The sequence below is a fragment of the Leptothoe sp. LEGE 181152 genome (assembly GCF_032906605.1).
GTDB lineage: Bacteria > Cyanobacteriota > Cyanobacteriia > Phormidesmidales > Phormidesmidaceae > Leptothoe > Leptothoe turfae.
Map to the genome: position 1 here is coordinate 98,669 of NZ_JASATU010000019.1, position 26,629 is coordinate 125,297.

26 protein-coding genes are annotated in these 26,629 nt (G+C 46.6%); 13 read left to right on the plus strand and 13 right to left on the minus strand.

Annotated elements, in window-relative coordinates; genetic code table 11:
* The first annotated feature begins 78 nt into the window (after positions 1-78).
* The 4 genes from QGP82_RS12835 to yddG all read left to right on the plus strand — a co-directional run bounded on the left by QGP82_RS12835 (position 79) and on the right by yddG (position 3,241).
* Entirely contained in the window at positions 79-603 is a 525-nt protein-coding gene (locus QGP82_RS12835; protein ID WP_163664348.1) for a MarR family winged helix-turn-helix transcriptional regulator, read from the plus strand.
* Positions 600-1,481, plus strand: coding sequence for a DMT family transporter (locus QGP82_RS12840; RefSeq protein WP_163664346.1), 882 nt, complete (start codon positions 600-602; stop codon positions 1,479-1,481). The genes QGP82_RS12835 and QGP82_RS12840 overlap by 4 nt, the downstream gene beginning before the upstream one ends.
* Before the next feature lie 42 nt (positions 1,482-1,523).
* On the plus strand, positions 1,524-2,273 hold the full coding sequence (locus QGP82_RS12845; protein WP_499059474.1) for an AraC family transcriptional regulator: 750 nt from the start codon (positions 1,524-1,526) through the stop codon (positions 2,271-2,273).
* A 68-nt stretch (positions 2,274-2,341) separates the two neighbouring features.
* Positions 2,342-3,241, plus strand: a complete 900-nt coding sequence (gene yddG / locus QGP82_RS12850) for an aromatic amino acid exporter YddG (protein ID WP_499059477.1) — start codon at positions 2,342-2,344, stop codon at positions 3,239-3,241.
* 120 nt (positions 3,242-3,361) lie between these two features.
* On the opposite strand, the gene QGP82_RS12855 is transcribed toward yddG, so the two are convergent.
* The 3 genes from QGP82_RS12855 to QGP82_RS12865 form a co-directional block, all read right to left on the minus strand.
* A complete protein-coding gene (locus tag QGP82_RS12855) occupies positions 3,362-3,922 on the minus strand; it encodes a redoxin family protein (protein ID WP_163664342.1) in 561 nt (186 codons plus the stop codon).
* Between the two features lie 198 nt (positions 3,923-4,120).
* Positions 4,121-6,358, minus strand: a complete 2,238-nt coding sequence (gene katG, locus QGP82_RS12860) for a catalase/peroxidase HPI (RefSeq protein ID WP_499059480.1) — start codon at positions 6,356-6,358, stop codon at positions 4,121-4,123.
* A gap of 495 nt (positions 6,359-6,853) precedes the next feature.
* Positions 6,854-7,150, minus strand: coding sequence for a helix-turn-helix domain-containing protein (locus tag QGP82_RS12865; RefSeq protein WP_499059482.1), 297 nt, complete (start codon positions 7,148-7,150; stop codon positions 6,854-6,856).
* 291 nt (positions 7,151-7,441) lie between these two features.
* On the opposite strand from QGP82_RS12865, the gene QGP82_RS12870 reads away from it, so the two are divergent.
* Together QGP82_RS12870 and QGP82_RS12875 are read left to right on the plus strand one after the other, a co-directional pair.
* Positions 7,442-8,167: a Uma2 family endonuclease gene (locus tag QGP82_RS12870; protein WP_499059484.1), complete on the plus strand. Its 726-nt coding sequence runs from the start codon at positions 7,442-7,444 to the stop codon at positions 8,165-8,167.
* A 467-nt stretch (positions 8,168-8,634) separates the two neighbouring features.
* Positions 8,635-8,817: a hypothetical protein gene (locus QGP82_RS12875; protein WP_499059486.1), complete on the plus strand. Its 183-nt coding sequence runs from the start codon at positions 8,635-8,637 to the stop codon at positions 8,815-8,817.
* 236 nt (positions 8,818-9,053) lie between these two features.
* On the opposite strand, the gene QGP82_RS12880 is transcribed toward QGP82_RS12875, so the two are convergent.
* The 4 genes from QGP82_RS12880 to QGP82_RS12895 form a co-directional block, all read right to left on the minus strand.
* A complete protein-coding gene (locus tag QGP82_RS12880) occupies positions 9,054-10,178 on the minus strand; it encodes a PEP-CTERM sorting domain-containing protein (protein WP_499059489.1) in 1,125 nt (374 codons plus the stop codon).
* Between the two features lie 122 nt (positions 10,179-10,300).
* The gene (locus QGP82_RS12885) at positions 10,301-11,146 is read right to left on the minus strand and encodes a leucine-rich repeat domain-containing protein (RefSeq protein ID WP_499059491.1); all 846 of its coding nucleotides are present in this window, start codon (positions 11,144-11,146) and stop codon (positions 10,301-10,303) included.
* 595 nt (positions 11,147-11,741) lie between these two features.
* Positions 11,742-12,572 carry an AraC family transcriptional regulator gene (locus QGP82_RS12890; protein ID WP_499059493.1) on the minus strand — a complete coding sequence of 277 codons (831 nt, stop codon included), beginning with the start codon at positions 12,570-12,572 and terminating at the stop codon, positions 11,742-11,744.
* Positions 12,573-12,706: 134 nt separating this feature from the next.
* The gene (locus QGP82_RS12895; protein WP_163668257.1) at positions 12,707-13,906 is read right to left on the minus strand and encodes a MerR family transcriptional regulator; all 1,200 of its coding nucleotides are present in this window, start codon (positions 13,904-13,906) and stop codon (positions 12,707-12,709) included.
* A gap of 125 nt (positions 13,907-14,031) precedes the next feature.
* Between QGP82_RS12895 and QGP82_RS12900 the strand changes: the two genes are divergently transcribed.
* Positions 14,032-14,775 carry a DUF2314 domain-containing protein gene (locus QGP82_RS12900; RefSeq protein WP_163668259.1) on the plus strand — a complete coding sequence of 248 codons (744 nt, stop codon included), beginning with the start codon at positions 14,032-14,034 and terminating at the stop codon, positions 14,773-14,775.
* Positions 14,776-14,859: 84 nt separating this feature from the next.
* Positions 14,860-15,285: a GNAT family N-acetyltransferase gene (locus QGP82_RS12905; protein ID WP_499059495.1), complete on the plus strand. Its 426-nt coding sequence runs from the start codon at positions 14,860-14,862 to the stop codon at positions 15,283-15,285.
* A gap of 35 nt (positions 15,286-15,320) precedes the next feature.
* On the opposite strand, the gene QGP82_RS12910 is transcribed toward QGP82_RS12905, so the two are convergent.
* A complete protein-coding gene (locus QGP82_RS12910; RefSeq protein ID WP_163668263.1) occupies positions 15,321-16,061 on the minus strand; it encodes a hypothetical protein in 741 nt (246 codons plus the stop codon).
* A gap of 384 nt (positions 16,062-16,445) precedes the next feature.
* Here QGP82_RS12910 and QGP82_RS12915 point away from each other — a divergent pair, with 384 nt between their 5' ends.
* Positions 16,446-17,351, plus strand: a complete 906-nt coding sequence (locus tag QGP82_RS12915; RefSeq protein WP_499059497.1) for a LysR family transcriptional regulator — start codon at positions 16,446-16,448, stop codon at positions 17,349-17,351.
* A gap of 79 nt (positions 17,352-17,430) precedes the next feature.
* Here the strand turns inward: QGP82_RS12915 and QGP82_RS12920 are convergent, their stop codons facing one another.
* On the minus strand, positions 17,431-19,251 hold the full coding sequence (locus tag QGP82_RS12920; protein ID WP_499059499.1) for a DUF2330 domain-containing protein: 1,821 nt from the start codon (positions 19,249-19,251) through the stop codon (positions 17,431-17,433).
* A gap of 265 nt (positions 19,252-19,516) precedes the next feature.
* Positions 19,517-19,888 carry a hypothetical protein gene (locus tag QGP82_RS12925; RefSeq protein WP_163668269.1) on the minus strand — a complete coding sequence of 124 codons (372 nt, stop codon included), beginning with the start codon at positions 19,886-19,888 and terminating at the stop codon, positions 19,517-19,519.
* A gap of 474 nt (positions 19,889-20,362) precedes the next feature.
* On the opposite strand from QGP82_RS12925, the gene QGP82_RS12930 reads away from it, so the two are divergent.
* The gene (locus QGP82_RS12930; RefSeq protein ID WP_499059501.1) at positions 20,363-21,631 is read left to right on the plus strand and encodes a M23 family metallopeptidase; all 1,269 of its coding nucleotides are present in this window, start codon (positions 20,363-20,365) and stop codon (positions 21,629-21,631) included.
* Between the two features lie 55 nt (positions 21,632-21,686).
* On the opposite strand, the gene QGP82_RS12935 is transcribed toward QGP82_RS12930, so the two are convergent.
* Both QGP82_RS12935 and QGP82_RS12940 read right to left on the minus strand, forming a co-directional pair.
* On the minus strand, positions 21,687-22,139 hold the full coding sequence (locus QGP82_RS12935; RefSeq protein WP_163668273.1) for a hypothetical protein: 453 nt from the start codon (positions 22,137-22,139) through the stop codon (positions 21,687-21,689).
* 186 nt (positions 22,140-22,325) lie between these two features.
* Positions 22,326-24,377, minus strand: a complete 2,052-nt coding sequence (locus tag QGP82_RS12940) for an ABC transporter ATP-binding protein/permease (protein WP_499059504.1) — start codon at positions 24,375-24,377, stop codon at positions 22,326-22,328.
* Positions 24,378-24,688: 311 nt separating this feature from the next.
* Between QGP82_RS12940 and QGP82_RS12945 the strand changes: the two genes are divergently transcribed.
* Both QGP82_RS12945 and QGP82_RS12950 read left to right on the plus strand, forming a co-directional pair.
* The gene (locus QGP82_RS12945; RefSeq protein WP_163668277.1) at positions 24,689-24,868 is read left to right on the plus strand and encodes a hypothetical protein; all 180 of its coding nucleotides are present in this window, start codon (positions 24,689-24,691) and stop codon (positions 24,866-24,868) included.
* A gap of 174 nt (positions 24,869-25,042) precedes the next feature.
* Positions 25,043-25,411, plus strand: a complete 369-nt coding sequence (locus tag QGP82_RS12950; RefSeq protein WP_163668279.1) for a transposase — start codon at positions 25,043-25,045, stop codon at positions 25,409-25,411.
* A 27-nt stretch (positions 25,412-25,438) separates the two neighbouring features.
* On the opposite strand, the gene QGP82_RS12955 is transcribed toward QGP82_RS12950, so the two are convergent.
* Entirely contained in the window at positions 25,439-25,627 is a 189-nt protein-coding gene (locus tag QGP82_RS12955) for a hypothetical protein (protein WP_250565099.1), read from the minus strand.
* Positions 25,628-25,836: 209 nt separating this feature from the next.
* Here QGP82_RS12955 and QGP82_RS12960 point away from each other — a divergent pair, with 209 nt between their 5' ends.
* Positions 25,837-26,628 (plus strand): AraC family transcriptional regulator, encoded by a 792-nt coding sequence (locus QGP82_RS12960; RefSeq protein WP_499059508.1) that lies wholly within the window; start codon positions 25,837-25,839, stop codon positions 26,626-26,628.
* Position 26,629: the final 1 nt, after the last annotated feature.

A 26,629-nucleotide genomic window follows, 5' to 3' on the forward strand; every position in this document is an offset into this window, starting at 1 on the left:
TGGGAACCAATTTCATTTTTCAAAAATATATGCATAATGCATACATGTAAAATAAATATAGGCTGATGAATGTGCTCTATGGATAATGAAAGAACCCTAAACCTTCTAGGTGCGTTGGCTCTCAGCCTTGGTGATGCCTTAAATGCAGTGGTTAAAGTCAACGCTGGATATGGCGGTGAAGCCCCTGCTGCCTTGGTAACATTGGGTGCTAACCCTGGTCTTTCGATCAATACCCTCAGTCAAATTCTCAGTCTTTCCCATCCAGGTACCGTGCGCTTGATCGATCGTTTGGCTTCCCAAGCGTTAGTGGAACGTCGACCTGGGACAGATGGTCGCACCCTTGCCCTATTTCTTACGGAGGCGGGGCAAGGTCGACGGCGAGCAATTTTAACCGAGCGTCGACAACAGTTGAACCTGGCTGTAGAGCCTCTGAGTCTGGATGAACGCCAACAGTTAACAAAGTTGCTGGAAAAGATGCTGACAGCGATGACTACTAGCGAGCTACGAAGTTTTGCAATTTGTCGTCTTTGTGAAGAAGACGTGTGTCCAGCTGACAGTTGCCCTGTGGAACAAAAATATTGCCAGTTGCTGAACAACCCATGAACAATATTATTATTGCCCTCAGCTATGCCTTTTGCTGGGGAGTCGGGGTAACCCTGACAAAAATTGCCCTTTCAGAAATTTCAGCAACCACACTGCTGATTATTCAATTACTGTCCAGTGTTCTTTTTCTTTTTACGGTCTGTTATCTGACAGAGCATCAGGTTCCCTTGTCCTGGCAACAACTTAAGCAAGGTGTGGCCGGTATCTTTGAACCGGCTTTGGCCTATATGGTTGGTATTTTTGGTGTCAAGATGACAACTGCCAGCAATGCCACATTAATTGGTTCAACTGAGGTGATTCTAACCATTTTGTTAGCAGCCGTTTTCTTAGGTGAAAAACTGACATTAGGGAAAATACTCTTGGCTAGCATTAGTTTTGGCGGCGTGTCTTTACTGATATTGAAAGATGTTCAAAGTATTGACCATGCCTCTCTCAGGGGCGATTTACTCGTACTCCTGGGCACACTTTTTGCAGTATTTTATGCTCTTTTAAGTAAGCGACAGATCCAAACAGCAAATCCTTTACAGCTCACCACATCGCAGCAGACCATCGGTTTGATGACAACGGTGCTATGTTTTGGGGCGTTATCTCTGCTTAATCCCAGCTATGGGATCAGTGCAGCCAATATTTCACCACAGTTTTGGTTGCTAGCAATTGGTTCAGGAATTATGCAATATGCCTTAGCATTTTTGCTATACCTCACTGCATTGCGGCATGTGCCTGCTAGCCATGCGGCATTTTATCTTGCTTTAATTCCTGTTTTTGGTGTAGCCAGTGCCATTGTGATGATTGGCGAGCAACCGAGCTTAGCCCAAGGAATTGGTGGGTTGCTAGTTGTCGCATCGTCCTATTGGGCTAACAAGCTGCAAGTGACCTAAGCGAGATAGTATTGTAAGTGTGGGTTTCCTAAGGCTATGTCCATGTTGCAGACAATTATTGGTGAAAAGCGAACCTATGCTGCAAAGGGCTGTACCCATGATCATCCCTTTGCTCAGTTAATTGTGCCGCTTACCGGTAGCCTGTTTATCAAAACCCAGGTACATCAATTTGAGCTGGATGAGTCGTCTGTCTTTTTTGTACCTTCTGGATGTTCACACTATTTCTATGCCCAAGATACAAACGAGTTTCTAGTGCTCGATATTCCTGCTCATCTTGTGGCAGATCTGGCCAGACATGAAATATCCCAGGGTATTCGAGCCGATTTTGAAGAGCGATGGCATGCTCTTCGTTTACTCTTGTTAGCTGAACTTGATAAACAGGGTGATTTAGGGGAGAACTCCTCTCCAGCTGGTCCGTTATTGCATCTGGTGCACTATATCAGTAGCTTGCTGGCTCAATCGTTTGGCTCTCGTTCCCTGAATTATATTCACCAACACTACCATTGCCCTCTGGATGTGGCTTACTTAGCCCAGATTGAGGGGTATAGCTTTTCCTATTACAGCGAATGGTTTAAGGCAAAAACGGGAAAATCTCCTAAGGTGTATATTCAAGACCTACGGCTTAAAAAAGCAAAGAATCTACTCCTGCATACTGATTTACCAATCTATCAAATTGCGCAACAGGTCGGTTTTGAGCAGGCGTCATCCCTCACACGTTTGTTTCAACAGCTAGAAGGAATCTCACCAAAGCGTTATCGCACCGGATCCGAAATCCAGCTAACTTATTCCTGAAATCTGGATAAGTTAGCCATTGGCTACGCTTCTATGATGGGCAGCGTAACCATTAGGGAGCTGCTGCGGTGCAATCGAGTGTGAGTCGAAAAAAAACTACCACTATTGGGTTTACAGCTATTTTAATGTGGGCCACTCTGGCCGTATTGACCAAACTTAGTGGGCCGATCCCGCCGTTTCAACTGACGGCGATGTCATTTACGGTTGCCTTTTTCATTGGGGTTGCCACCTGGATACGAGATGGAGGCAATCCGCTGGATCATCTAAAACTGCCCAAAGCAGTGTGGGTTCTGGGTATTGCCGGGCTATTTGGCTATCACTTTTTCTACTTTATGGCATTGCAAAATGCGCCTGCTGTTGAAGCGAGTTTGATTGCCTATTTGTGGCCATTGTTGATTGTGTTTTTTTCAGCACTATTACCGGGGGAACGACTGAAATGGTTTCATGTGGGAGGTGCGATCGCAGGTTTCATCGGTGCTGGTTTGCTAATCACCAAAGGGCAATCCTTAAGCTTTGACCCTCGCTATACTACAGGCTATTTGGCCGCACTTGTCTGCGCGTTGACCTGGTCAAGCTATTCGTTATTGTCACGGCGGTTTGGCAATATTCCCACCAATGCCGTGGGCGGCTTTTGTGGGGCGACGGCAATTTTGGCCTGGCTCTGTCATTTTATGTTTGAGCCAACCATCTTACCCACAGGCTGGCAGTGGATTACGATTCTATGTTTGGGATTGGGTCCCGTCGGTCTGGCCTTTTTCACCTGGGACTACGGTGTTAAACATGGTGATATTAAGGTGTTAGGCGCGCTTTCTTACACAGCTCCTTTGTTATCGACCATTCTATTGATCGTCTGCGGGTTGGCTGAAGCAACCTGGTCGATCTGGCTAGCCTGTCTACTAATTGTAGGTGGCGCATTTTTGGCCATTATGGATTTCTTTAAACCAGCAAACGATTTTCAATCGCATTGAATCGACCCTACCCTACTCCCTAACCCCTGCTGTCTATTCCTTGACACCACCAGAATATATTCATTTCAACCAAGAACTGCATGATGTCATGCGATGTCATTACCTGTATTCACCCTTTTTTTAGTCAGAAAGCATCGTCCGCCACATTTGCATCAGTACAGCTGTTTGCTCAGGCGTTTCAGCCTCTGGGTTAATGTAGTTCAACATTGTTTCAGCATTAGAAATCACCGGAATTGTTTCAATCGGGGCCCGTTCAATGAATATTTTTTCAATCACACTGTCTCTCACTAGCATGGAATAACGCCAAGAGCGGTAACCCATTCCTTGACTGGAAAGATTTACCATCATCCTCATCTCGCGAGTAAAGTCGCCATTTACGTCGGGGATAAAGCTGACCTGATCGGCTCCCTCTTGTTCAGCCCAGGTTGCCAGAGAAAACGGATCATTGACCGAAATGCAAAAGATCTCATCCACACCGTTTCTACGAAATACCTTGGAGTATTCGTTGTAGCCTAATAGCTGAATAGAAGCATAGGGATAGATAAAGGCTCCTGACACCGCAAACGCCACTACGATTTTGTTATTGAAGAGATCTGCCGTCGAAGTCTTGTACCATCCCCCGTCAGCAAACATCCAAAAGGCAACTTGGGGAACACGCTGGCCCCTATGATTAAATACCACTTTACTAACTCCTTACTTGCAGGCAACAGTGGAGTCAGTTATCCCCTCCTGACCTACGAGATTGTTGAGTAGAGACACTACCCTGAGACCAACAGCAAATACATCCATCTGCGTTCAAGATTTCTAAAGGTTTATATAGCCTCACCCGAGCATCGGGTGAGGCTACGCTCAGCCCCCTTGAAGGCCTATTTACTGAGACTAATCGAGAAGATCAAAGCGATCGAGGTTCATTACTTTATTCCAGGCTGCCACAAAGTCTTGCACAAATTGTTGTTGTGAATCTTCACAGCCGTAAACTTCAGCAAGTGCACGCAGCTGAGAGTTTGAACCAAAGATCAAGTCGATACGGGTACCGGTCCACTTAAGTTCGCCCGTTTTGCGATCGCGCCCTTCAAATACATCTTCCGCTTCAGAGGTTGCCTTCCACGTTGTATCAAGATCGAGCAGATTTACGAAGAAATCATTGGTCAATGTCCCTGGCCGGTTAGTAAACACACCGTGTTGGGTCTGGCCAACGTTTGCATTCAAAACACGCATGCCACCAATAAGAACCGTCATCTCAGGCGCACTCAGCGTCAGTAACTGAGCCCGATCCACCAGCAGTTTCTCTACAGGTATGGTGTACTTGCCTTTAACGTAGTTGCGGAACCCGTCCGCCATGGGTTCAAGGACAGCAAATGATTCCACATCAGTTTGCGCCTCTGATGCATCGGTGCGCCCAGGCGTGAAGGGAACCTTAACATCGTACCAACCAGCATTTTTCGCCGCTTGCTCAACAGCTGCACATCCACCCAGAACAATCACGTCAGCCAGCGAAACTCTTTTCCCACCAACCTGAGACATGTTGAAGGTTCGTTGGATGGCCTCCAGCGTCTGTAGCACAGTGGCTAATTGTCCCGGCTGATTCACGTCCCAATCCTTTTGCGGTGCAAGACGAATGCGGGCTCCATTCGCTCCGCCACGCATATCAGATCCCCGGAATGTGGAGGCCGATGCCCAGGCCGTTGAAATCAATTCAGAGGTGGAGAGACTAGAACCAAGAATCTGTTCCTTAAGGACTGCAATATCCTGCCCATCAATCAGTTCATGGGTGACTGCCGGAACCGGATCTTGCCAGATCAGCTCTTCTGCAGGAACCTCAGGGCCGAGGTAACGTACGCGGGGACCCATATCGCGGTGTGTCAGCTTAAACCATGCACGGGCAAACGCATCAGCAAACTGGTCTGGGTGCTCAAGGAAACGTCGTGAAATCGCCCCATAAATGGGGTCCATTCTCATGGCCATGTCCGCTGTGGTCATGATGGGAGCATGACGCTTCGATGGATCGTGGGCATCGGGTACCGCATCGTCAGCAACACCTCCTTTGGGAACCCACTGGTGGGCACCGGCAGGACTTTTTGTTAGCTCCCACTCATAACCAAATAGGTTTTCAAAGTAGTTGTTATCCCATTTCACTGGGTTGGTGGTCCATGCCCCTTCAATGCCGCTGGTGATCGCATGAACACCGACACCGCTACCAAAGCTGTTCTTCCAGCCCAACCCTTGCTCTTCAATACGAGACGCCTCGGGTTCAGGACCCACCAATGCTGCATCGCCAGCACCGTGACATTTACCAAAGGTGTGTCCACCGGCAACGAGGGCAACAGTCTCTTCGTCATTCATCGCCATCCGACCAAAGGTCTCGCGAATGTCTCGGCCTGAAGCGATTGGGTCAGGACGGCCATTGGGACCCTCCGGATTCACATAGATAAGACCCATTTGAACCGCACCCAGCGGATTTTCAAGTTCGCGGTCACCGGTGTAGCGCTTGTCGCCAAGCCACTCAGACTCAGAGCCCCAATAAATGTCTTCCTCAGGCTCCCAAATATCTTCACGTCCACCGGCAAAGCCAAAGGTTTTGAACCCCATTGACTCCAGGGCACAGTTACCAGCGAGGATCATCAGATCGGCCCAGGAGATTTTCCTGCCATATTTCTGCTTAATGGGCCAAAGCAATCGACGAGCCTTATCAAGGTTGCCATTATCAGGCCAGCTGTTAACGGGAGCAAACCGTTGGTTGCCGGTGCCACCGCCACCACGTCCGTCACTGATGCGGTAGGTACCAGCACTGTGCCAGGACATCCGGATAAAGAAGGGGCCATAGTGACCGTAGTCTGCTGGCCACCAATCCTGAGATGTTCTCATCAGATCGAAAATATCTCTCTTAACGGCATTTAAATCAAGACTTTTAAACGCTTCAGCGTAGTTAAAGACCTCACCCATGGGATTCGACTGGGGAGAATGCTGGTGGAGAATCTTCAGGTTCAACTGATTTGGCCACCAATCTTGGTTAGATGTTCCAGTACCAGCGGTAAACTTCTGGGTCGCACCAGTAAATGGGCATCCTCCTTTACTGCTACTTGGCTGACTGGTCATGCTACTGCTTAAGTCGGTCATAGTGTCTCCTAAAGAGTGTGTAGTGAAAACTTCTTTACGCCGCGTCAATATGCTCCAATAGGCACGAAAAAAATTAATCAAGTTGTTTGTCGCTGGCATGGCTAACAACATATTTAAACCAATAATAATCCCTGAATATGAAAAATAGCTGAATTTTAAAAACTTTACTTTTATAGTTTTTTTCCTATAAAAATAGGTGTTTAACAGGAGTTTTTGTATGGAATAAATAAGTATAAATCCTTGAGATGAAATCAACCAATTAAATAGCTAGACCTCTATAAATCCTTTTGCCAGAAAGGTATTTCAGAATTAAAGCCCATCAAAAATCTGATTTTCAGAGATATATTTCTCCCTAAAAATCTAATCACAGGTTATTTAACCAATCCACTTAGATTTTTAATCCTAAAAATCTATTAATCTTAAATTTTGTTTTTTAAAAGCATGCAAAAATAAACTAATTTACAGACACTCTTTTTGTATTTATCTGAAATATATTTAGTCGATCTCGCGTGGATGGATTTGAAATTCAACCACCCACCCTAATCGATAAAAAAGCTGAATCAATTTATCGATTGTGAATCGAGTAAAGTGACCATTAAATAGATGTGATACTTCAGGTTGCTGAATAGCCAGCAATGTTGCGAGTTCTCGCTGCTTCAACCTTTTTTTGATTAGAATTTGACGTAACTGATGCCCTAACTCTGCACGAGGATCTAAGGCAACGTTGTTATATCCTTCTCGTACCAACCTAGACCTATCTTCCGGAATGGAGCCATCATTTTCATCTCTCATTGTGATCTCTTATCCAATGCCTGAACAACCTAAGGTTTGCTGGAAGACTCGCAATCAGACTCAAAGCGGCTTATACCAAGTCAAGATTAGTCTAATTATTGCTGAATCTAGTCTTATTTAAGAATAATTCCAATTTAAGAATAAAACAATAAGTATGATTGCTTATCGCTTTCTGTGTAGGTTTGCAGTTCTGAGCTGCTTTCTACAATCAATTGTGAGGCGTTAGCTCTGCTGCTAGGTGCAATGTGACCCACGCCTCTGACTGCTGGGAGATTATCTGCTGGGAAGCAGATGGTGTTTGCAGCAGATAATGGCCAACTTACGGAGCGATTCATTAGTACTAATGAATCGTGTTATCCTAAAGTCACTGCCGTCGCTAGCGTGCATATGGTTGCTACGATCGCCATTCATAAAATTTGCTTAGAACCGGGGAGTCGGATCATAATTCCCGACATTAGCTGGCATAAATTTGAATCAATTTTGCAGGAGCTGGGTGAGTCTCGCAATAGCCGTATTGCTTATAGTCAGAATACGTTAGAAATTATGGTTCCTTTGCCTGATCATGGGCGTAGCAAGATTTTAATATCTGACATTGTTAAAATTTTGTTGCGTCGTCAAGGTCGTGATTGGGAATCTCTTGGTTCAACAACATTTCGAGGTGAGCTTAAAACTGCAGGTGTAGAACCGGATGATTGTTTTTATATTGCAAACTACGAAGCTGTTATTGGCAAAAGTCGTCTTAATTTAGCGGTTGACCCACCTCCAGATCTAGCAATTGAGTCAGATTATACGTCTAAGACTAGATTGGATGCCTACATAGCTGTGAAAGTTCCTGAGCTTTGGATTTATGATCGGGGACTCAAAATATATGTGATAGACGGTGAGGATTATCTTGTTGTTGAGAATAGCCCTACATTTCCTGGATTATCTATCAAGGTGATGGTTGATCGGGTGATTCAGCAGGCACAGCAGGTAGGCAGTAGTCGAGCATTACGAGCTTTTGAAGAAACTCTTTAGGGTTTGTCTAAAACTGAGTGGTCGAGAAATTTTTCGGCTGGTTTAGCAGTTAAGGGCAGCTTGGATAGTGCCATAGTAAATGCTGGATAACTCTCAAAAGTGCTGGGTAAGAGCCTACCTACTTTCCTGGAGTTATACAGCAAAATTTCGGTATAAGTTCTGTAAATAGGGATGTTATTACGCAAATCTGCTGGATAAAATGCGGAAGCATGGATCTTATCCAGCAAGTCTGAGTTGAATTACAAGTTATACGGGCTTAATACTTGGTGATGTAGTACTACAGGCTTACTTCGCTTATTTCTCTCTTTTTATGTTTTCAAAATATTGAAAGCTTAGAAGTCGTTTTTATTTACTGAAACAACTGATGGAAATTGCAAAGCTTCTTCTCGAATATATCAAAGTTCTTGCATGGCCATCCGTCATGAGGACGCTTGATCAAGAAATTGCACGACGCTGGTTCAATAACCTTGCAACAAGCACAATTGATCCAAAAGATATTAAAGTTAGCTAATGCTGGCATTGACGGAACATCTGCTAGCTATCGTGAAGCCAGTCAGATTATTAACATTGCTGGTGTTCTAGTTAACCAGTATATTGCATGGTTAAGTTGGGGATTTGACGATGGGTGGCAGCCAAGACAGAAAAGATAGTTAAGCAACCTCCATAACGCTACGCAGAAACCCATAGATCTCAAGTTCTATAACTTTGCTGATGTTCGGATAGCCCTCACCCCAACTCTCTCTCCCTGGGAGAGAGAGTCAGATTCAAAGTCCTTCTCCCCTCGGGAGAAGAATTTAGGATGAGGGCAAAAAGCTGGACATTAATAAATTCTGATTCCTTAGGCAGGAATTCTGTTTCGCTCCATATCAGTCGATGATGGGCCACGTTAAGACGCGCCGTGGAGGTCAGCTATCCAACCCTCCAAATGTCCCTCTGGGTTGATGCCAGTGCCGACAATGGTTAAACCATCATCAGAAATTCCAGTCGCTGCGCCCAATTTCCAACCCGTTAAATCAAGGCCAAATTCATCTGTAAAGACAGCCTGTAAGCTACGCATCCCGTTGACAGCATCCCAAATAAACGCCCCCGCATCGATCGTAGACTCAGTAAAGCTACCACCGAGCACGATCGCTCCATCTGCAGAAACCTTAACGGACCCAGGCCACTCACCCAGGCTGACCATCCCCTCTGCTTGAGTCCATCGAAAAATTTCCGTCTCAAAAGCGGTTGTTCTTTTACCCACCACCACTGAGCCGTCAGCGGAGACATCAGAGGCCATACTAAGCGCTTTATCTGTTGGATCGCTCAGCAGAGACATCCCGCCCGTTTGTGTCCAGCGAAAGGCTTGATTTTCAGACACTCCGAGCGGATTATGGCCATTAGGATTGATAAAGCCGACAATAACCGATCCATCTGCAGAAACGGCAACTGCTCGGCTCGTGAAACTGCCACGAATTGGCAAATCAACTGGAGAACCCAGTACCCTCATCCCCTCAGCTTGAGTCCAACGAAAGGCTTCATGATAGTTCGCTTCGCTACTCCCCTTGCCGACAATGACAGAACCATCCGCTGAGATGGCATCAGCCCGACTCCTAAAACTACCGTCAGGCAGGTCGCCGAGGCCAACCAGACCTGTTGCCTGCGTCCAGCGAAAGGCTTCGTTATCGCTATGGCCAGCAATCACAGAACCATCAGCCGAGATATCGCTTGCAACAGTTCCATAGGGATTACCCGGTAACTGCCCCAGGCCAACCATGCCCTCTGCCCGTGTCCATCGAAAGGCTTCAGGCAAAGATGCACGATTGAGTTCAGTGCTGCTGTGACTAGCACCCACAATTACAGAGCCATCAGCCGAAATTGCCAGGGCATAACTTTTAAACCAACCACCCGGTAAGTCACCAATGCCCACAAATGAGGCGATTGGGACAGCATTTGAGAGTGATGTACTGATGACAATTGCTGCTATTACTGCCATCACTGCACTGATAAAGACCCAATATTGCTGCCTCATGGTTATGCTCCCAAAGCTGAATAGGTATGAAAAGTATTGGCCTTCACCGGATATCTCAATAAAGCGGTTGTCATCGTCGAGATTGACAAGACATGTTTACCCAGCAACGGTAGGGCCAAAATTCAAATATCAAATGCTGGACAGAGTGCTCCAAACAGAATTTCTGTTCTATCGGCCAAAGGGCGTAAAACGTCAATGTTATCAATGGGATTGCGACACAGATAGGCGAATTCTAAGTTAGTCAACGATTGCAGTGGACTCACATCAGTGACTTGGTTGTTGCTCATTGTGAGTTCCTTTAAGTTGCTCAGGGTGCTTAAGGGGGTAATGTCGGTAATTTGATTGTTGGCAATTTGTAAGGTTTCTAGCTGAGTGAGGGAGCGCACTGCACTAATGTCAGTAACCTGACTATCGCTAATGGCTAAACGGGAAAGCTGAGTCAGTGAACTGAGGGGGCTAATATCAGTAACCTGCTCAGTGCCGATCAGCTCAAGGATAGTGAGATTTGTTAACGTCTGTAGAGGTGCGAGATCGGCAACAGGGGTGTACCATAGCCTGATGGCTCTCAAATTAGTTAAGGACTGTAGCGGACTCAAATCTGATATTTTGTTGTACGACAGGTCAAGGCTGGTGAGATGCGTTAGCGATCGCAACGGCTCAAGGTTTGAAATTGCACTAGTCGTAGGACTTGCCGGGCTGCCATTGAACCCTTGGTTGCCCGGTAAACTCAAGTGAGTTCGGGTTAAGAGACGTTCGTTCGCTTGATTACAGTCAGACGTTTCGGTCAACAGCAACAGCCTATCGACCGTCATGCGAGCTGATTCTTCAAGGTTATCTCGATTGGCACACCAATCTAAAAAGCTACTGAACGTATGCGTCTCAACTGATTGTTCTACCGTTTCAGTTTGCCCTACCGTTTCGGTTGCTTGATTGAAGATTAGCGGCAGACTGAATGCGAAAACTAGCATCAATTTTCTAGAGATAGGTTTGATGCTTGATGTTGAACGTTTGAAGAGAGTTTGAACAGTTGTCAGTCTTAGCATCTTTATTTTAACCGGATACAGGTTTCAAAGGATTGCCTTGATATCAATCAAATTGTCTGATTTATGGATCTGGGTTTGAGAGCATATCCTTAGCTATACGCGTAACGCTCTCTCTTGAAATCTAAATACAGCGACAGCTAAAAGCTATGTACTACTACAAGCTAGATGACTTGCATAGTCAGCCTTCTGGCGATAATCAGCGCATAAGCAATCTAGCCAGTGCTGGAAAACTGATTTAGTTAGAGCGGGAATAACAATAAGCACTCAATTACCCATAGACTAATGAATAGACTGTATGAAAGAGATAAATAATGTCGGCTTTTATATGAAGAAATGGTCAAGCATATCAGTAATAACTCGTAGTAAAAATATACCTGTGCGGCATGCCGAGAGAGCAATGCTGGATATTTCCCTCGGAACACAATAGGCCATGGGCCCAAGGCTCTTCACTCAAGCACTTAAGCCCATAGCCTATTGCTACTTAAGCTACCCAATCAAAGTAGCAAGCAAATACAACCGATCATTTGATCGAAACCCAAATCTCGAAGCCACCTAGCCCTGTTTCGGAGTTAAATGTCTCGTCATATTTCTCTAACATCGGTCCTGCGGCGGCTTCATACCCAGATTGCAGTAGGCCATCACTCCAAATGGCAGAAATTACCGACCGAATCTCTGAGATATGGCCATCGTGGCTAAACACGGCGTACTTTTGGGCTGGTAAATTCAACTGCACCAACCCAAACGGTAAGTCATTGTCTGTTTGCACTTCGACACCGCACAGGTAATCAAACACCCCGTCATCGTCGTAGTTGTAGCACACACCATAGGCAGCGCTGCCCAATTTTTTAGACATGTTGTCGAGATACGGGACAAATCGTTGCCATTGATTTGGAATCCCAGCTGCCGATTCGCAATCGTACCGTTCTACAATGCCAAACAAGCGTTTGTTGGCCAGAGTCTCGACTCGTGGCGTACTGAGTTTAGGGAGTGGTGTTGTAGTCATAGCAATTGGCTCCATCAGTGATAAGTTGTTCAGGTTCCCTTGCGATCGCACCACCTCAGGTGTGAGATGAAACTCTTCCTTAAAGGCACGTGAGAAGGCTTCGTGGGAACTGTAGCCGTGGTCAAGGGCAACTGAGAGAATATCCGGCGCTCCCCCAGCCAACACCTTGGCCGCTTCTGTCAAACGACGACGACGAACGTATTTCATCAGCGACATTCCCATAACTTCTGAGAATGCGCGGGTGAGATGGAACTTGGATACGTGGCTAGCTCTGGCCACATCCTCCAGGCCTACGGAATTACGGAAGTGGCTTTCAATGTACCAAAGTCCCTTGTGTACTACGTTCATCTAAACTCCATTGGCGTCTTTTCTAATCCTAGTCACGTCTATAAACTCACGCTTGATAGTTTTTGCGCTCCCTAGGATTTTTGCTATGGGGATGGTCCAAATTAGCTAATGACGAAATCTGTGTTTCTGTATGTTTAGCTAGCCTTTAACTGTTGCATCAGACGATCAAGGTTGATACCAAATTTCTCTCTTAACACACGGGCTGCCAAACCGGCTAAATGGCCCGCTAATTCCACTTCTTCAGTTTCTTCTAGCATGCCAACGAGCAAATGTTCTGGGGCAACATAAGTCTGTCCAAGCACATTGACGGTCTCTCGGGCTAGTTCTAACACCCGTTTCACCCTCGGGGCAAACGGTAGCGACGGGGGGGTAGGAATGTCGACCGGTGGTTCAGGACGGGCTCCCAGTAAGGCCACAATATGGCGTTGGGCATCATCAAACGTGACGGCGGCAGCGGATAAGGCGTTTGCGGCTGGGCTGGTCCCTTCAGCCAACAATCCCAACAACATGGCCTCTGTGCCAAAGACACCCAGGTTTAGCTGACGGGCAATTTCTTGTCCTAACGTAATTACATTAATCGCTTCAGGGGTATAGTTTTTTGCCGATATGTGCAGCTCAATATCTTCAGCTAAAGAAGAGAAGGCAATGGCTTTGAGAATATAGTCAAACGTTGCCTCATCCATCGTGCCCCAACTGGCGGCGGCGGCACCTTCTTGCTGATATATTTTCGCAAACGACTCATAAATTTGTTCATCACCACAAATTAGGGATTTCATAATGCCTTGCCAATAGTCGGCCAAGGCTTTTACCTTGATGCCTTTGAGATCACTACCTTGGGTCATTTCAGAACGGGCTAAGCTCAGCATTTCTTGCCACTCTGTTTGATGCTCCTGAAAACGGTCGGCGAGCACAGCTTGCTGCTGGGGAGTAAAATATTGTTCAGACATTGAAATGGTCTCCATTGCTTCCATCAGGTTTTCAACCGCAACAGATTTCGTGGTTTTAAGATCAGTTGCGATCGCACTCAACCGCTGCACTAATGTCCGCGACAGCGCCATCTGCTCCCGCAGGCGCGCCAGATGCAGATCAATCACCTGAGGTAAGGCATAATCAGGACTATCTAGACAGTCACGGATTTCTGACAATGTAAAGCCCAGCTGCCTGAGTGATACAATCTGCTGAAGCCGGATGATATCCCGCTCACTGTAGAGGCGATGTCCTGCCTTGGTGCGCTGAGACGGTGACAGCAACCCTACCTGGTCGTAATAGTGTAACGTCCGGATCGAGAGTCCAGTTTGCTTGGCAAGTTCACCAATTTTCATTTGGCTCGTCATCTCAGCTCCTTAGGGCTGCGGTTGATGTCTGCATGCTAAAACCTGACATCGCGTCAGGTGCAAGGGGGTAAGGTATGTTGGCATTGTGCATAGAACTGCATTGACCCATAAAAAACGAGGCAGTCATGAGCAAAGACGATCCTGTTATTTTTCATAAAGATGATGATCCGGAGTTACTACAAGCATCACAACAGGCTAGGGAAACGTTTCGATATTTCTGGAATCAAGTAGCTCTGGACTTCAACAGAATTATTCCTGCCCTGGAGTTGGCTTGTGTTAAGGCTCCATTTTCTGATGATGCCGCTAACCCACAGGCACCGGTCGAGCATATGTGGATTGATCAAATCAACTTTGACGGCATTGATATCTATGGCATTTTGCTCAACACACCTAGCCACCTCACGTCCTGGGTCGAAGGTGATGAGGTCCGGTGCCCGCTGACCGATCTTAGTGATTGGCTCTGTGTGTTAGAAGGCAAGGTCTATGGGGGCCACACTGTACAGGTAACCAGGGGGCGGATGGAGGCAGTAGAACGTCAAGAATATGATCAGGCCTGGGGGTTGGACTTTCCAGAGCCAGATACGGTGTTTATCCCTGAGCGGAATGACGAATTTGAGGGGACGATCGCCAACCTAATAGCAGAGGAAATTGCGAAGAATCCAGATGTTGTCAGGGCAATATTTGACACTGGTCAGACATTGCTACACTTAGAATCACTCCATGGTCGTATAGAATCCGTCAAGGTCCTGTTAAAACAGGGAGCCAGTCAGACCACCTGTTGCAATCGGGGCTGGACACCACTTGACTATGCGCGCTCCCTAGGATGGTCGAATATCATTCAGTTGTTAGAAACAACCACTGAAAGGTAAAAATTATTGGCTTATTGTTCAAAATGCTAGATGGACATAGTACTCAGAAAACCCACACCTGGTGATATTGGCTGGGTCATTTCAATGCACGGGAAAATTTATGCTCAAGATTTTCAATTAGAGCCACAATTTGAAATCGACATTGCTCGAAAAATAGTATTGTTTTTCGATAATGCCAGTGGTTTTGATCTCTTCTTAATTCCCTATTTTCAGGGGCATCGAGCAGGTTCCATAGCAGTTTCAAAAGAATCAGAGAAAACGGCATTTGTGAATTTTGTTCTGGTAGTCCATGAGTTTAGGGGGCAGGGCATTGCCAGGACCATGATGCATGCCATCATCAATCACTCTCGCAAGCATAATTTCAAGACATTACGCTTGGAAACCTACAGCTGTCTGAACGCTGCTCGCAAACTATATAAAACTCTTGGCTTTAATTTAATGAGCAGTAAGAAAAATATTAGAAAGTATGGCCAAAATTTTGATCAAGAATTTTGGGAACTAGAACTGTAAAAATCGGTATACAACGAAAAAAGCTTAACTAAATACTAATTCCTTGCTTCATTAACTTCCACATAATCGAGTCTTTGTATCTTTTGGTCATCTAAGTTTTTTATGGCAATCTTCAATTCTTGAGATGTTTGCAGTCTGTCCCAGGTAATACAAGGTGCAAATGCGCCCTGAATTTTTAAGGAAGCAGACGCCATACCGGCTGCATCAAAAACAACTTGTACTGAATCCAGTTCCTGCTTGGTGTTAATACATCGGTAATAGTGGTCAGTGATGATAGGTTCTCCTGCTTGTTGTAGCCGATCTAGCAATGAATCAATATTGTCGTCAGCACTACCCTCATAACCTCTGATTTTTGAGCCTACGAACTCCAATTGCTCAGCTAATATACCTGAGTTAAATAAAGATAGATTGACTGTTCCATCACTGCTTCCATTCTCAAAATGTATAACTTTGCAACTACCTAATTCTGAAAGCCTACAGAGATCTAGTGCCGAAAAAATTATCTGTGGTGCTAATTCACTGATATAAATCCAGTTATGATCCACTAGTTTAAATACTACAAAGGCATTTTTTGAGCTTGGAAGAATAGTTCTGTTGTAGCAATCCCTAAGGTGCAGTCTCGAATTTATTATTTCAAATAAAGTATCGATTGTCCGCTGGAAGGATGCCTCCACTAAAGTAATTTCATAGGAAGACTCGAAACAGCTGATTCCTCTAAATCCTTCAAAAGAAACGTCAAAATCTTTGCCCGGTGTTAGATGATAACAGCCATGCATTATTCAGTCACCGAGCCTCCAAAATAAACTTTAAATCTGTTCGCCTGGGTGCAACGCGATGGATTTCGACACACTTGAACCATCTCCTGGTCCTTAGGATCCTCAGGTCGTTTAATGCTATCGCCTGGCCAGTATACAAATATGCACTGTCTCTACTAACTGTTAGCTAGATTATCCTGTGCCAGTGTTCTGTTCCTCCATCAGTTAATTGGTGGTTCGTCTGTAATATAGCAAATATTAATTTCTAGCTTAGTAAACTGCTGCTTACATGCAGTCGCTTTCTGGGCACATAGCTGCCACTATTTATGGCTTTCAGCAATCACTGATGTTGTGAACTATGTACACCAAGCTATAGTTTAGATATCGCTGGGAGTGATATCTAAGATGAACTATGACCTCAACCTCCTCAGAACCTTTTCGGCATTGATGACGGAGCGAAGCGTGACAGCTGCCAGTCAGCGATTAGGTGTGACGCAGCCTGCGGTCAGCGGTTCATTAGCAAAATTACGGCGTTTGTTTGACGATCCGCTCTTTACCCGCACTCGGTATGGGATTGTGCCGACAAAAAAGGCTGAGGCCATTGCCCCCATTGTGCAAAAAGCCCTGGAAGATTTAGATGCTGTTGTTCAAAGAGAACCTATCTTTGCACCAAAAACAAGTGTGCGAAGATTTCATGTTGCTGCAAATCCCTATTTTGAATCTGTGTTGATTCCTCGTTTAGCTCAAATGGTTCACCAGCAAGCTCCACAGGTACGGTTAACGCTAGTGCCCATAGGAGCTGATTTAGCGGCAGCTAAACCCAATGGCGGAGTCACTGAATTGGCCCTCAGTCAGTTTGACCACCCTCCTGAACAAGTGATGTGTCAAACCATTTTGAAGGACGAATTTGCCTGTGTTGTGCGGGCTGAAAATTCTTGTGTCGGAGATATGCTGACCATAGACGCCTATGAAACCATGAAGCATGTGATTGTTGCATCTCCTAGCCGACTAGAAAATGGGGTGTTTACTATGCTTAAACAGCAATCGATTCAGCGTAAGGTTGCGATCGCAGTTTCTCATTTTCTAGCAGTTGCCCCCATCATTGCCAAAACAGATTACTGTGCCACACTGCCCAAACGCATTGCCCAACATTATGTAGGCAATCCTCAATATCGTGTATTTGCACCACCCACTGACTTTGGACAGTTTCCCATGCACATGGTGTGGCATCCTCGCCATGACAATGATGCTGGACACCAGTGGTTACGATGTTTAATTCAAGATATTTGCCATGATCTGGTAGCCACATAAAGCAACTAATACCAACGATGATGTGCAGACTACCCAGCGGGAAAAAGATAAATAAGGAATTCTAAACACGTAAACGGTCCTAGATTTGCTTATTTACATAGGGCTGCAACACCTCAATTAAGGCTTCATTGTTTGATGTTTGAGCTGTCTCCCAAACTATTTGGAGTGTGGAATCGTTAACGCCAGCCTCCAGCAATTGTTCAACCGTCGTCAGATCGCTGAACCCAATGGCCCATAAGAGAATAGGCTCCCCTCGCCAACTAACGTTAGGGTCAGCCCCATTGTCCAGCAGACGTTGAATGATCTCTGGCTGATCATTTGCGATCGCATTCACCAGGGGCGTCATCCCCCTCCACTGATTACCAACAATATTCACATTGGCCCCTTGCTCAATCAGTTGTTGTACCTTGGCAAGATCATTCTCATTAATGGCTTGGTGTAGTTTAGTTTGCCCCTGCTTATCTAGCGCATTGACACGACGATCAGCAATCATTTTCTGCCGAATTTCTCCATTATCCCAGCCCGTCATCATCGCCAGATTCTCAGCGGCTTGAGCCATGGTACGTTGATAGCGCCAGCGGGAGATACAAACAGCAGATCCAAGCGGCCGTCTAATCACATATCTCGCCTGAAAGTCCACACCCGCCCATTCCGGGAACGAACGTCCTGCAATTCCAGGTTTTTCTGCCAGTTTCTCAAGGGTGACTTCTTGGAAGCGTAAATCTTCTGGAAAGGTGTCTGAGTTGTAGCGCACATGCAATCGAGTGATCCAGGTTTCAGGAAACTCCTCACTCCACCATACGCCCATGTCCTTTAGATCCTCTTCTGTTGGCAGTTCTTCAGGGGCCACTGCACAGGGATCACACTTAATATTTTCACCAAATATGCGGGTGGCATACTCCAAAAACACAGCATTGGCATATTTTTCATGGGTGCGTTGAAACATTGTTTCGTAAAAGTCGCCAAATTCGCTTTGAACAAAGGCTGGCAACTCATGACCAGACGGCCAACGGGGTTTAGATTCTGCATCGGTCGGCACAGGCAGCGTCTGATAATTAGCTATTTCAGCGTAGGCAGTAGGCGATAAAACATGAATAATCAAATCCTGGTCGCCCTTGGCGTTCAGGGTCCCCAAACGAATGGGTAGCATAAACTCGTCCGATTCGTAGTCCAAGACAATGGGACGTAAAAATTGTCCTCCCACTTTTTGAAATTCTCCTAGATTGACCCGCACCACAAAGAATTTCATCTCTGCATCAATGTAGGATTGCAACATTGTAGTTGCATCTGAGCTCACCTGATAATCGTTCTGTTGCAACCAGGTTACCAGGTCATCTGACTCATTAGCACTTAAAATAACAACATCATATTCTCCAACCGTAAACTCATCTTCAACGGTGACAGCGGGCATAGACTGGGTAATGGTTCGATTAGGCCCCCCTGCTTTATTCGCCTGATTGAGAAAGGAGGGTACAGCAGCCACAGCCAGAAGCGTCAGGAACAACAGTGCGATTGCCAGTGCCAGTTTGTTCAGTCTGGGCCAGATCCATGAGAGCAAAAAGAATACAATGATCGGACTAGCCAAAAAGACGATAACTCGATACCAATCGTATTCTTGTTGGCAGGGATGATCAAAATATTGAGCCAATCGCGGTGCCGTAAACGCACCCAACTTTTCTATGAGTGCACCGTCACCGACACTGACTTGATCGCGACTTGGGAGCACCGGAATTGGAACAATTCGGGCAAAGTCTTGAACATCCCCCTGGAAATCATTGGCCATCATAAAGACACTGCGATTTCCACTATGGGCGATGACAACCTGGGAAGCCGTATTTTCTAGAGTACTGTCTGCTTTAGCAACGAAGAACCCGCAGAATGCCTGCACGGGTGCAGCCATGGCAATACAGAGGCAAACGGTGACCAAAACAATCCCTAAGGGTTTCAGCCACCGGATACAGATTGTAAACAAGCGCACGAACCATGACGATGACATTTAGTGAAAAATGGCGAGTCAGCTACGTCCACTTTGCCCAAGTGAACGGGAGAACTTATCAAGCTCAGGCACACGGCAAGTGTGGCTGCAGGCTAAGAAAATCCTTGACAAAAAGGACCCTAGAACAGGGTATCAATTTAGGGCGGGACGTTGTTCCAAAGATAGAAGTTTAGTTTTCATAGTACGTATGGGTTTCTAAATCACATACGTTAATGCCATATTTTTCCAGTTTGTCACCATCGGAAAATACGGCCAGAAAGTCATAGATACAGCCACGGTCACCGGACAGGGTAATAATAGTCCAATCGCCATTTTCTCGAACCGCCTCATTCCCCAGGAGATCGCCCTCCCAATCGTTAGCCACCTGGGGCGAAGCATAAAACTCCAGCATGTCGACGGACGTATCGTTGACCAGTGTAAACGCATATTCATCAGCATTGGCCCACGCCGGTGTGGCTGACGAGAGGGCTGCTAAAACTGTTAATGGACAGGCCAGAACTCTTGGGAGAGCAACAGACTGGGAGAAACGGAGCAGACTCATGGTAGTTCAACTCTGAAACGTTAATCACACAATGTCCCTATTCAACCTAGCATCGACTTAAGCGCTTTGAAGCTATAGGGCAGGAGCCTTTGTCAAAGCTTCAAGGTAGATTTCTCAGCACGTCTATTCAAGAATTAAGGACAGGATTGTTAGCTTTATTAAGCCGTTTATGCCGGTTTGAGAAGTGGCATAAAAATTATGTCATTTTTTGCTATCCCGTATCCGTATATGGGCTAGGGCGCGATACATAACTGAGAGGGCCTACATTGGCTCCATTACTAGGTATTCCTAACCTGTATCTATCGATTGCCACGTTTCAGTGGACTCCGGATATGATGATTTCTTCAGTTTATTGCTACTCTGTTATACGTAAGTCTAAATGGCTAAGTTAAACGCTAAAATTCTCAAGCTCAGCGGGCACCTAAATTAACTCTAACGATTGGCAGGGCCTCCTACTCAAATACCAATTTCGCCATGACCGCTTCTGATAAAACATTTATTCAACTAGTGCAGAACCTCCCGCTTCAAAGCTCACAGCTTTTGAGGGTTAGCACCTTTGCTGTCGTTGGTCTGTTGAGTACTCAGGCCGTCTTGGCCCAAGCTGAGATGGGGTCGGCCAGTGATTTAGCCACCCCTCAATCTGCCGTTGAAACCCATCAAGGACAAGTTGCCCCTCCTGTTGCTCCCGCCCCCTTAGTGGTAGAGCCTGTAGCACCCAGCAGCGTTGTGCCTAGCTCCATTGAGGCTCCATCGTCTGGAGCTGTTGATTATGGCACAGTTTTTATTGAGCCAGCGCCAGCGGCTGCCCCCACCCTGGAGTCCTTGAGGACAGGCAGGCAGGCTGAGGTTTCTAACAGTGCCCCTGACGTAGAGGTGATTTCACCCGCTGACTATGGGGCTGGGCTGATTGATACCACATCCTATAACGTGGGCGCTACGATGCCGGATGTGGTTATTTCTGAACGTTCTAGCGGCTGTGAGTTTTTGTTAGAAGGTCGCAATGGAGTGAGCAATGCTGCCTGTGGCACCGTGGGTCGGTTGGCAGGTGCGATCGCAAACCGTTTAACCCCTGGCCAAGCCCAAGGTGGCTTTGCCGGTTCTGCCATTAACATTCCAGGTCTACCGCTGCCGGGCGGCACAACCGCCGCTGCTCGGGACTATTACAGTAGAGCAGCCCAAGCCGTTGTGCAGCTACAGCTGGGTGAAAAATTCATTTTTCCATTGACCGTACCTGCCTCCATATCCTCCGTCTTTGGCTGGCGGATGCACCCTATTTTTGGAGTACAGCGCTTCCACTCAGGGACTGATATTGCCGCCCCCATGGGGACATCCGTTGTTGCTACCCAGTCCGGTCGCGTCACCGTATCAGAATATTTAGGGGGTTACGGTTTAACGGTCATACTACGCCACAACGACAACAGCCTGGAGAGCCGCTATGCCCACCTGGCACAGATTTTAGTGCAGCCCGGTGAATGGGTAGAACAAGGTGAAGTGATTGGTTTGGTGGGTAGCACAGGTAACTCCACGGGGCCACACCTACACTTTGAGCTGCGCCAACTCACCAGCAATGGTTGGGTTGTGCTAAATCCAGACTCACTGGTTAAGCAAACGTTAGGCACCCTGGCGCAGGCCCTGGGTAATTCGTCGTTGCTAACCTTCTCAGGGGCTTCCACCCTTCAGCCCATTAGCGGAGAGGCTGTAGCCGACTTACCGTTCCGCCCAGCCCAGCCCCTCGCCAATTAGCCAATTAATCAGTACGCATTAGCTGTGCCCGCACATAAGCTGCGACCGCATCTCCTTAAAACACAAACACGTTGCCGTTGGCCTCAACGGTCAGGTTACTGACATCCGCATCTAAATCATTGGTGGGGCGGATAATTATATCTAAGACACCGGTCGTTTCATCAAAGTTGATGGCCGTTTGTAGTAAGCCCACCCCCGTCTGGCGATCTTTCGGAATATCTTCGTAAAAGAACGTCAGGGTGGCTGGGGTGTTTAGCTGTTGCAAGGTGATGTCTGCTGTTGGTGTGAGGCGGCGAGGCTGAGTATCCCCCAATGCTTCATAGGTAATGGTGTCCGTTGTTTGATTTACCAGGCGAATGGTGATGCCGTCTTGAGCCACCGGCACTGTGGTCACAGGATCTCCCAGGGCTGGTGCCTGGGCCACCAGGGGAGTTGGATAAGCCGCGCATAGGACTAGCGTTGTTAAAACAGAGAGTGAAAGGGGCGTCCACTTCTTAATGTTCATCATTTTTTTTCGAACTGTAGTAAATATATAGCTTGAGCAAAAATAGCTTGGCGCATGTAGTTCACAGCATCAGTGATTGCTGGAAGCTATGGATGGCAGCAGCTATGGGCACAGCAAACGACTGCATGCAGTTAGCAGTTTGCCATAGGTCTGTAATTTTTGGCCTATAAAGAAATTGTATTGGGCTTTTTAGCCTTTGTGAAAAATAAATGGCGATGATACTTGTCTCTCTGAGGATTTGCGGCCATAGGCTGCCGATGACGCCACCTGCCAGGGCTGATCGCCCCTTAACTCCAGTACCCTATGGTGGTACTCCAACAACGATGGCCGGTGTCCCACGCTGACGTAGGCTGTCTCAGTTTCTGCTAGCAATTGATAGAGATGCCGCTCATTTTCAATATCTAAAGCACTGGTGGCCTCATCTAACATGACGTATCGGGGCTGAGAGAGTAGCACCCGGGCAAAGGCCAACCGTTGCTGTTGTCCTAACGATAAAACACTGAGCCAATCGTGAATTGTATCGAGACCGCCAAACCGCTCGGGTAAACCGCCCAAATTTACCTGCTCTAACACGTTTAGCAGCGTCACCTCTGGGTGCTGATAATTATGGGGATAGGTCAACTGCTCTCGCAGGGTGCCCAACAGCATGTAAGGTCGCTGGGGCAAAAACAACATATCTCGCACCTCTGGCCTTAGGATCTGACCCTGGCCGTTGGTCCATAACCCTGCGATCGCACGCAATAAGGAGCTTTTACCACAACCGCTTGCCCCCACAATCAGTAGGCGGTCGTTTGCCCCTACCTGTAGAGACAAATCTTGGACCAGGGTCTGGCTAGAATTGGGTGTCAAAATCGTCAGCTTTTCCAACGTCAATTGAGCATCAATATGCGTCTGAATCTCACTGCGATGTTCGTGCTGATGGGCAATATAGGGCTGCTCCATGTGCCCATAGAAAGCCCCAAGCCGATTGATGCTGGCGGCAAATTCGGCAATCTCGTCAATACGGTTAGTAATTAGCGACAGCGCCCGCAGCACCTGATTAAAGGCAATAGCTGCCTGGGTGAAGGTGCCAAAATCGGTTTCCCCTGCAAAATACAACGGCGCAACAATCACATAGGGAACAATCCGGGTGAAATAGTTGTACCCGTACTGGAATATGTCAATTAAGGATTGCCAAATAATCAACAAGTCAAAGTTACGGACGGCTGTTAGCAGACGCTGGGTGACCTGTTCTCTCTCTAGTTGCTCACCCCGATAAAAGGCAATGGATTCAGCATTGTCTCGCACATGCACCATGCTGTAGCGAAAGTCGGCTTCAAGGCGGAGCTGATCGTAGTTGATTTTGATCAGGCGACGACCGGTGAGGGCTGCGATCGCAGTTCCCACAATGGCATACACCAGTAGCCCAATGGTCAGCGGCTTAGAAATGGTATAGAGAATGGTAGTAAAAGCAACTAGCGTCAGCACCGAGTCTAAAATATCGAGCAAAAACGATAACGTAACCGCTGTAAACGACTTAATATCCTGGGTAATCCGCTGATCTGGGTTATCAATTTCCGTATTGGCGGCATTCGAATCTAACTCATAGTAAGCACGATTGCTAAAATAACGCTCCAAGAAATGTTCCGTTAACCACATACGCCAGCGCAATGCCAGCTTCAGGCGTACATAGCGGTACAACACAATAATTGGAATAACCGCCACAATAATCACGCCATATACAGACAGAAATTGCCAAAACGTATTGGCATCCTGCTGATTTAGGGCATTTTCTACAAATCTAAAAACATAGCTAATGGAGACATTGATGCCGTTGACTATAAACGACAACAATAATAAAAGACCGAGCAAACTCCATTGGGACCATCGCTGTTGCAAGCCTCGCCTCAACCGATACGCAACTGCACCCCCTATGGCTAGAGTTGCCACGGCCCCATAGGGTATCCAAGACAACAATAACGCCATCACTTGCGCCACCAGTTGTCCAGCCAAAGTAGTAAAAAAGTCAGGAAATAGCGCTCTGCCCAGTAAAGTTAAACCGACTGTGAGCCAAAACGCAACAGCGACTACAACGAATAACAACAATAATAATAGACCCAGATAGACTCTAGTTTGTCTGGGGCCAGTGGGATAAAAATAGGGTTGGGCAATGGCCACAAATCGTTCCCACAGTTGGCGGTTAAACTGAAAGCGACTGGGGGTGGCACCCAGTGACAATGAAGATGACGATGGGTCTTGCATGTTAGCAATCTAGTAACAAGGTGCTCCAAAGGATGGCAGAGTTATCTGAAGAATTTCTGACAAAATGCTGAGATAACTGTAAATACTGCTTTAAAATGGCTGAGTTTATCCGGTGAAAAGGGTCACTACCAAGGATGATTTCTATGAGAAGAGTCTCAGCAAACCCATGCCATTTTGTCATTCACTTCTAAGCAACCATTAAAACTACAGCGATGGAGCCTGGATAAAGTAATACCCATGAGAGGAAAAGCGTTCATTGTGTTTCTCCTTTCACAGCTCGTAACTGTCCTAATTTTTTTGAGGCATGCACCATGACAGATCAAACTAAGAACACCCAGGCCGATGAGCAAATCTCTGATGAGCAGCTGACAGATGTTTCTGGTGGCAACAGCGTACATCAAAGACGCTTAGAGCATTTGGATAACCAGTCTAAGAGTGTTAAAGATATCCAGGAGACTCGCCTGGAGCACCTAGACAATCAAAGCAAATAGAGACAAGTAAACGGTTTGAATAAAACCTAAATGGTTGATGTAGGGGCTCCCCTTGTGGGTGCCCTTTTGTTATTCAGATACCTTGTTATCTCTATATAAATCCACCATGCCCAAAGATATTCAAAATGGTCAACATAATACTGAATTTATACAGAAAACGTAGGGGCTCCCCTTGTGGGTGCCCTAGATAACCTACGCCATAATCCAGCATCCCTATCAAATCTATCCTGCAATAACGTTACCCATAGCGGATCGATATTAGGCGACAATGATCGCAGGGCAGGTACAAGGCCAGCCCCTACAGAAAAAATCACGTTGGGACATATTGTTGGCGCATTCAAATCCATTACGACCCACGGTTATATTACCGGGGTACATCACCAGGATTGGGAACCTTTCCATCAACGCCTGTGGCAACGAAATTATTACGAACACATTATCCGTGACAACGAGGCGCTACAAACACTGCGACACTATATTGTACTGAATCCTAAAACTTGGAAAAACGATCAGCTCTATCCTATCGTGGAGACCTCATGGTGATGTTTTCCACATCTGTCTCCTCTATTTCTATGCCGAAAATACATGCTTGCGGCGACCGATTAGCTGGTAAAGCCGCCAGCTGAAGAGGATAGCCACGGCTGCGATCGCAACCGACTGTCCGATCCATAGTCCCCGACTGCCCATACCAAACTGGAAGCCAAGCACATAGCCCACCGATAGCCCAACGCCCCAGTAGCCCAGCATATTCAGCAGCATGGGTACTTGAGTATCCTGGAGACCTTGCAGAGAACCGTAGATAGCTTTCTGATTGAAACTTGCGTATTTATCAGAATCTTGCGGCCAATTTTTGAAAAAGTCTTAAACGTCTTATGGCAAAGGCAACTCAGCATAACAGTAGCCCTCTGAGCAGCTCTGGACCTAAACCGATTGCTTCGAGCCAAACCCTGGGCTGGTAGCCGTTATTGGTGGAAGAATTTCAGGAACCGTCCGGTGGCACAGACCTGCTAGAAGGGGAACGACATGCTATTGCCCTCTGCTTGGCCCCCCGCCCCCACCGTATTCATCAGGTGGTGGGCGACCGCCGGTATACGGGGCTCTATGCCAAAGGAGACATTTCTATTATCCCAGCTCAGATCCCAGCGTCCTATCGAGCTGAGGGGGACGATCACTATTTTCATGTGCAAATTCCGGCACAGTTTCTGCAGTTTGTGGCCCAATCTGCCGTAGAGCTTGACCCAGCTCGATTGGAACTCCGCACAGTATTTCGTGTGCGCGATCCTCAGCTTGAACAAGTTTTGATGCTGTTACGTAGCGAGATGCATAAGGGTGATGGCTGGGTGGGGCAACTTTATGTGGAATCGCTGGCGAATGTGTTAGCGATCAATTTGCTCCGTGAGTATTCTGCTGATCAGCCTCGCGTTGCTTTGTATAAGGGAGGCTTAGGCGATCGCAAGATTTTGCAAATTTCAGACTACATTCAGGCTCATCTCGATCGGTCGATTCAATTGGCAGACCTGGCTGAGGTAGCCGGTATGAGTCAGTTTCACTTCAGCCGCTTGTTTAAGCAGTCGATGGGCATCACCCCCCATCAGTATGTGCTTAAGCAGCGGGTAGAGCAGGCTCAACAGTTATTAAAAGGAACAAAACTTGCGATCGCAGAAATTGCCCTGCAATGTGGGTTCAATAGCCAAAGTCACTTGACCAAACATTTTCGAGAAGCTACTGGAATAACTCCTAGTCGTTATCGAAAAAGCTAAG